The organism is Microcystis sp. M090S1, from assembly GCF_020246295.1.
GTDB lineage: Bacteria > Cyanobacteriota > Cyanobacteriia > Cyanobacteriales > Microcystaceae > Microcystis > Microcystis aeruginosa.
In genome coordinates, this window is sequence record NZ_JADBTF010000216.1 from 1 (window position 1) to 6,688 (window position 6,688).

The 6,688-nt window shown below is 39.2% G+C and carries 6 protein-coding genes and 1 pseudogene; all 7 read right to left on the reverse strand.

Going from position 1 to position 6,688, the window contains the following annotated elements:
• Positions 1-501: 501 nt before the first annotated feature.
• Positions 502-1,281 (reverse strand): Uma2 family endonuclease, encoded by a 780-nt coding sequence (locus IM477_RS09700; protein ID WP_287731543.1) that lies wholly within the window; start codon positions 1,279-1,281, stop codon positions 502-504.
• Between the two features lie 101 nt (positions 1,282-1,382).
• Complete coding sequence (locus IM477_RS09705) at positions 1,383-1,979, reverse strand: glycosyltransferase (protein ID WP_287731544.1); 597 nt, start codon at positions 1,977-1,979, stop codon at positions 1,383-1,385.
• Positions 1,957-3,159 (reverse strand): glycosyltransferase family 4 protein, encoded by a 1,203-nt coding sequence (locus tag IM477_RS09710; RefSeq protein ID WP_287731545.1) that lies wholly within the window; start codon positions 3,157-3,159, stop codon positions 1,957-1,959. Before IM477_RS09710 ends, IM477_RS09705 begins: the two co-directional genes overlap by 23 nt.
• Entirely contained in the window at positions 3,156-4,076 is a 921-nt protein-coding gene (locus IM477_RS09715; protein ID WP_287731546.1) for an NAD-dependent epimerase/dehydratase family protein, read from the reverse strand. Before IM477_RS09715 ends, IM477_RS09710 begins: the two co-directional genes overlap by 4 nt.
• A 10-nt stretch (positions 4,077-4,086) precedes the next feature.
• Entirely contained in the window at positions 4,087-4,935 is an 849-nt protein-coding gene (locus IM477_RS09720) for a class I SAM-dependent methyltransferase (protein ID WP_287731547.1), read from the reverse strand.
• 6 nt (positions 4,936-4,941) lie between these two features.
• Positions 4,942-5,820: a methyltransferase domain-containing protein gene (locus IM477_RS09725; protein WP_287731548.1), complete on the reverse strand. Its 879-nt coding sequence runs from the start codon at positions 5,818-5,820 to the stop codon at positions 4,942-4,944.
• Between the two features lie 47 nt (positions 5,821-5,867).
• Positions 5,868-6,164: pseudogene (locus IM477_RS09730) on the reverse strand (zinc ribbon domain-containing protein); the annotation flags it as partial.
• Between the last annotated feature and the right edge of the window lie 524 nt (positions 6,165-6,688).

The following is a 6,688-nucleotide window of genomic DNA, read 5'->3' on the forward strand; positions in this document are numbered from 1 at the left end:
ACTCGGCGAGTTGTAGAGAAGTTAGCATCTAGCTCGATAGTTTTTTTCTCTTGCAATGGTGGTTTTATTGTCATATCTTATCTTGATATTGGCAAGCTACAAGCGTTTTAATCGTAATTACAACTAGGTCAGTTTATAATTGGCTATATAGAATGAGAAAGATTATTCTAGCTCTCTCATACTTGCTAAAATACTATTAAACTAGCCTGCGGGTTATATCAGCTAATGTAATTAGCTAAAAAAATTAACTTTAAGATTTAGAGCCATTGTACCTGGTGATGAACTTATTGTAAAGAAAATTTTTAACCAGCCAATACTAGAAAGCCAACGGCTCTCCCGATATAATGGGAAAAAATGTTCTCATCCTAAATCCGGTTATTAAAAACTGATTATTTATTCTCCCTTTTGCCTCTTGCCTCTTGCATGAGTGCCTCTCCTCATAAGTAGCCTATACTCAACGGATTTAGTATCATATCTTCTATTTAGCTTCCTGGAGAGTCATTATTCCGGCAAATCTCCAAAACGCTCTCGATAGCGTTGAAGCAATGCTTCTAAATCCTCAGCCCGCATTCTTTCCTGTTCAGCCCGCATTCTTTCCTGTTCAGCCCGCATTCTCTCCTGTTCAGCCCGCATTCTCTCCTGTTCAGCCCGCATTCTCTCCTGTTCAGCCCGCTCTGACTCTGTGGGCAGTAAATCGCCAGCAAAAGTCGCCCAACGCAACCACACTGCCTCGACTCCCTTGTACTCCCCTTGCCAGCGTACCAAGGACAACCCTAGTCTTTGACTGAAAAATCTTTCTCCCTCCTCTAGAGATAATGGCTCGTAGTTGCCTTCTCTGAGGATAAAACCTGCCCAGTCTTCAGGATTAAAGGGATCGTACCAGAAATATTCTGGCACTCGCCAACGGTCCTGATAGATGGCTTTCTTTTCAGTTTTATCCTGTGGAGCGGTACTTTCGGAAAGGAGTTCGATAACCACGTCGGGAGCTTTCCCTTCTTCCCGAACCACCCAACTTTTTCTTTCCGCTTTGGGAACCCCCAGGACAGCAAAAAAATCGGGTCCGCGAAATTCCGCGCTTTTTAACTGTGCGGCACTGAAATAAACGAACATATTGCCCCCCACATAGCCATCTTCCCTAGCAGCTAACCAGGGTAACAAGGCATCAATCAGGATATCCATCTGTAGTTTATGTCGTTGGGTTTCCATGGCAACGCCGTCATCACAGGGCAATTCATCTTGGCTGGGCAGTGAAAGTGGAGAAGGGGCAATAGTGGAAGTCATCGGAGCTACACTGGTGATTAGACTTATGGGGCTTTTTCCTCTAGCACTAGGGAAAATAATCTACTGGCTAGAATTGAGATGGGGGCAAAATACTATGGTGATTATAGCCTAAATGTATTATTGCTCTTGCTCAAGCTCTCACTGTATAACTCTAAATATTTTTGTGCCTGTAACTCTAAAGTAAATTCTTGCGCCACTTTTTGCCTTGCCCGAATGCACAATTGGTTATACCTTTCTGTATCTTCTAATACCCAATTAATTCCCAGTGCCAAGTCTTCCACCTCGAAGGGGTGAGCCAGATAACCATTCTCTTGATGTTCGATCATATCAGGCATTCCACCAATTTTAAAAGCAACAGAGGGAGTTCCACAGGCGAGAGCTTCCATGACTGTGTTAGGAAGATTATCCTCAAGGGAGGGAGCGACGAAAATATCGGCGGCGGCATAGACTAAAGCTAGGGAAATATCATCATTTAATCTGCCTAAATAATGGGTTTTCAGTCCAAAATCAGGCGGATTAACCGGTTCAGAAGCACCGAAGACCACTAACTCTAATTTATGCTGCCATATTTCCCACTGGCTGAGTTTTTTTATGGCAGGTAGCAGCAGATGAAATCCTTTTCGGCGATCGCTTGTTGCCGTCATAGCACCAAAGAGAAATTGATTTAGTTTCCAACTAGGAAACAATTGTTTGGACAATATTCAGAAATTGTTCTGCATAAGTTTGGCATTCTATTTTATTGTTGGTTCGCGCTTCTGATTCAGATATTAAATCTGGTCCAGGCATAAGCTTAGTAGTTAATAATTCAAGGTGATTGGCAAGCTCTTGTGAAGAATCTGGTTGAAAAAATATAGCCCTGGGAGAATTTTGCTCTTTGTGGACAGAAATATCTGATAATAATATTGTTTTACCTAACACTCGAGCATCTTCTACTACTGTACTCCATCCTTCAAACAATGAAGGCTGAATCACTGCTAACGATCTCCTCATGAGTTGAATCTGATCCCAACGTGGAATTAATCCAAGAATTATAAATTGATCGCTTAAAGAGTTTTTTTCAATTGAATTTTTTATTTCTTCTCCATACTTAGGAAATCGGCTATCATAAAGTTTACCAGTACACACAACTACGGGCTTGACATTTGTTCTTTTCAATAAGATAAGTGCTTCTATGATAAGCTTATGATTTTTGTGTATCCAAAATTGATTGCTAACCAAAAAGAACTTGTTTGGAAGATTATATTTTTCCTGAACTAATGTTGGAGCTAAATGATTTTCAAACCAGTCTTGATTGGGTATCGTTCTAAAACTTAATACAAATTTCTGAGCTTTAGATTCAGGGTAAAAAGCGGCAAAATCGCTCAAAGCACTTTCACTGCTAAAGACTATATTTAACGAATTGTTAGATAAATATTCAAATGCTTTATCACGGCTTTTTATTTCTTTGGCAGAAAAATATGAGGGTAGATATTTATGTTGAAAATCTGGAATCCAAGTTGACCAACCGCAATTAAACTCCCAGTAAATACCCCACTTTATTGAAACAGGATATACAAAGTCTATTTCTTTACTTTCTAAAAGTTTTATCAACCTTCTATCCCTTAGCCAAGAAGCACTTTGACCGACTTTCCGTAATAATCGATTCAAAAAAGAGGGCTTTATACAATTAGTTATGTATATTTGTTCCACTAGATTTTCCAGTTCTTCATAATAGCTTTTTTTGAGATTAGAACCAATAAATAAATATAGCTTAATATGCTCCCTTTTATTGGCGGGTAACTCGGCAATAGATTTGACAAGATTTTTAATATAAATAATCCCCCCCATCCAGTTATCATCAGCTTGCATCAGAATACCAATATTTAAGGTTTTTATCATCCCATTAGCTCCGCACGACACCATTGGGTATAGACACTGATTCCTCTGTCAAGAGTTACTTCAGGAAGAAACCCAAGTTTTTTGAGACAATTTATATCAGCTTTCCAGTTTGGGGGATTGCCGGTAGGTATTGTACCATCAAAATGTACAGGAATATCGAGTTTCAAATGTTCTAGTATCAAGTTAACTAACTCCTTAATAGAGGTTTCTGTTCCACTTGCCAAGTTATAAACATCGGCGTGACAAGGAGCTTTCTCTGTTAAGAGGTAGAGAGCTTTGGCTATATCTCGACTATGGATAAAGTCACGACTTTCATTACCTGTTCCCTGTAGATTGAGAACGGGGTTTGTCAGAGCCTTATGACAGATATCCCAGACAACTTGTCGCCTCAATCCCGGACCATAGGCAGAAAAGATGCGTACTGTAGCTGTGAGTAAGCCATAAACTTGGAAAAACTCCTGGCAAAGTTGTTCACAGATTAGCTTATGGTAGCCATAGGGTGAAATAGGATTGAGGGAATGACTTTCATTAATAGGTAAAGTTTTGGGATTACCATAAACAGCAGCACTAGAAAGATAAATAACTCGGCATTGAGGTGCATGAAGGCGAAGTGCATCTAATAAGTTGAAAGTAACAACTACTCCATCGGTAAAATCTGCTTTTGGTTCACTTACTGAAAGAGCAACTGATGCCCTTGCAGCACAATGGATGCAGACCTGTGGCTGTAGTTGTTCGATCAGTATGGCTAAATCAGGGGAAGGTAGAGTGAGTTGATAATAACCCAAGAGATATTGAGTTGGCGCGTTTTCTGGAGGACGGGTTCCCAAACCGACAACAGACCACCCAGCTTGGGCGAATTCGCGAGCTATATACCGCCCAATAAATCCTGTAACACCAGTAATAAGAACAGTTTTCAAGATATTAATCTCAGGGTTTGATAGCAATAAATGAATAATGACGACCTGGAGTGTCTGACTTTTGAGATTGATACCAACCACAAAACTTTTGTAAAGTTTCATTGTTAGCCAGCCAGTTGCCTAATTTGTCACCAATAATAGGAGCTAGGACAGATTTAATTAAGTTTGAAAAGTCCTGTTGGGTCATCGGTGCATAGTTGATTACGCTGTCGAAGGGAGCGATTGCTTTTTGCAGTTTTAGTCTTGCTGTCTCGATAGCTTTTAGGTATTCTTGCAGCAAATAAGCGTTCTCTCCGCCATACAAGAAATGTAGAGGATGTGACGCTAAAAAGAGTGGTAAGTCTTCCTTTTTTGAGATAATATGTTCACGAGTTGCTATCAATACTCCTCCAGGTTTTAAGACTCGTGCTGCTTCTTGACAGAGTCTTTTTAAATCCTGGGCATGATGAAGTACCGCTCGTCCATAAACGATGTCAAAAGTATTGTCCTCAAAGGGTAAGGTTTCTCCATATTCTTGAATAATTTGAATAGGTAACTGAGTGCTGTCAACTAAAGATTGGATGGCTTGAGCGCCAACCAGCGGACTAGAATCTGGTTCTAAGGCAGTAACGGAACATCCCAATTTAGCAAAAGCATAACTGGAAATTCCTCGACCTGCACCCAAATCTAATACTTTTCCCGGTATATATTGACTCAATAGATTTTTAACTGCAAGCCATTCTTCACTGTTACTAAATCTTTCTGCTGCTAACTCCAACGGATCGTCGTAATAACAGCAACGTACCAGTTCTTGTTTTTCTGGCTGCTCTCTAAGCCAACGAACTGCTTGTTCCCAAGTGTGAGTAAATTTAGTAGACATATCAGATTATTTCCATAACTCTAAAGCAGCGATCGCACGGCTGCAGGCCGCATAATCAGAATCGTAATCTTTCGTACTATTAGGATTAAAGTATTTGGTTTCATGAATATTAAACCCTTCAAATTTCTGACAATACTGTTTATCGCTTATTGACCATCCACCTGACTCATAGCAGAAATAAGTTTCAATCAGCTTTGCTGGAGCAAAAGTATCAATTAACAAGTCAATCATTTCAGCATTAAACTGCTGATACCAGCCAAAATCAGTGTACTGACCGTAAGGCACGGTGATGTAGACTTTCCCTCCTGGTTTAGTCACCCTCTTAAATTCTGATACAGCCTGTAAATAATCTAGACATTTGTTCTCTCTAAAAGTTGGATTTGATGAGTAGATTGAGTTATCCATACCAATGTGTTCAATCGTAGAACTTGACACCACCTCGTCAAAGCAATCATCTTTAATTGGAATCTTACGCAAATCTCCGAAAAGATAAGATATCTTCTTCCACCAATAACAGTTCCCTTCAGGCTCCAAAGTCATTATAGTAATATTTTTGTTCTTAAGTTTTTGATTCTCTAAAAGATAGGCAAAATTAAGAACAGATCCTGCATCGAGTAGCTTTCCTTCTCCCTGACTAATTCGTGAAATCAACCAAGGATATTCAACAACTCGCTCATCCAAAAATTCTCCATATTGCTTTGGCAGCTGCAAGCTATTTTGAAAAATATCTATTGTCAAGGAATCATTGATAGATTTTCTAATTATATTTTCTTTAAACAAACTATAGCCAGTTGACCAAGGTTTTCGTCCATTTATTAGGTACGAATATATTTTCATTTGTTTAACAATACTGCTACTATTTAGCCAGCGAACAATATTTTTCATTATTTTAGATTCAGATAAGAATTTATTTCTTTGACATACTCCCACCGTCAAGCTACGCTGTGACGGGGGATTCTTGACCTATCACTATCGGAAATTCCTTGTTCAACGAGACAGCTTAGATTCTCAATGTCTCCATTAGTAATCCAGAGGCCGGACTCTCCCAAGGCGTTTGGGTCGGTTTCTGTTTGCCCAACAGTACCGTTGAGATGATTTCCCAAATATTTCAACCCTTTTTTAAGAATATTTATTGCTGCATTATGATCCCTATCTAAGACTGTTTGACAATTGGGACATTGATGAGTTCTAGTGCTTAATGTTTTTTGAACTCTTGTTCCACAAGTTGATATTCTGGTCGGATTTCATCCCCCGCAAAGGTGAGTATCTTGTCGAAAAATGTAGCGGGGGCATTCATCCGACATTTTAGGTAAAGATATTGTAGTGTATTATGAACAGATGCCAGAAATTTCATGATATAAATGTGGCTCTTCGTTACTTGTTATGGTTCGATAGGGGGACATAAATCGACTAAATCCTTATCTGGCAAGAGACTTAATTGATTAGTTCGCTCTAGATAAAAAACAATTGACAAAAATCGCTAAATGCCTTTCTAGATAAGGGTTCCATCCCTTATAACCCCCGTACATTGCATAACACAAACCGAAGAACCATAAATGTCTATTTTGTAGATTTTGTTGTTTGACTGAGTTTATCTTGATTTTTTGGTGGCATAAATACCTGGACTTCCCCCGTATAAACATACTAGCTATGGCTAAAAGTCTTATAGAGCCTGAGTTAAAGCCATATAATACTAATGGACTACTGGACACAAACTCCTGAAGTCCTTACGCAGATAGGGTTTGAGGCAAAA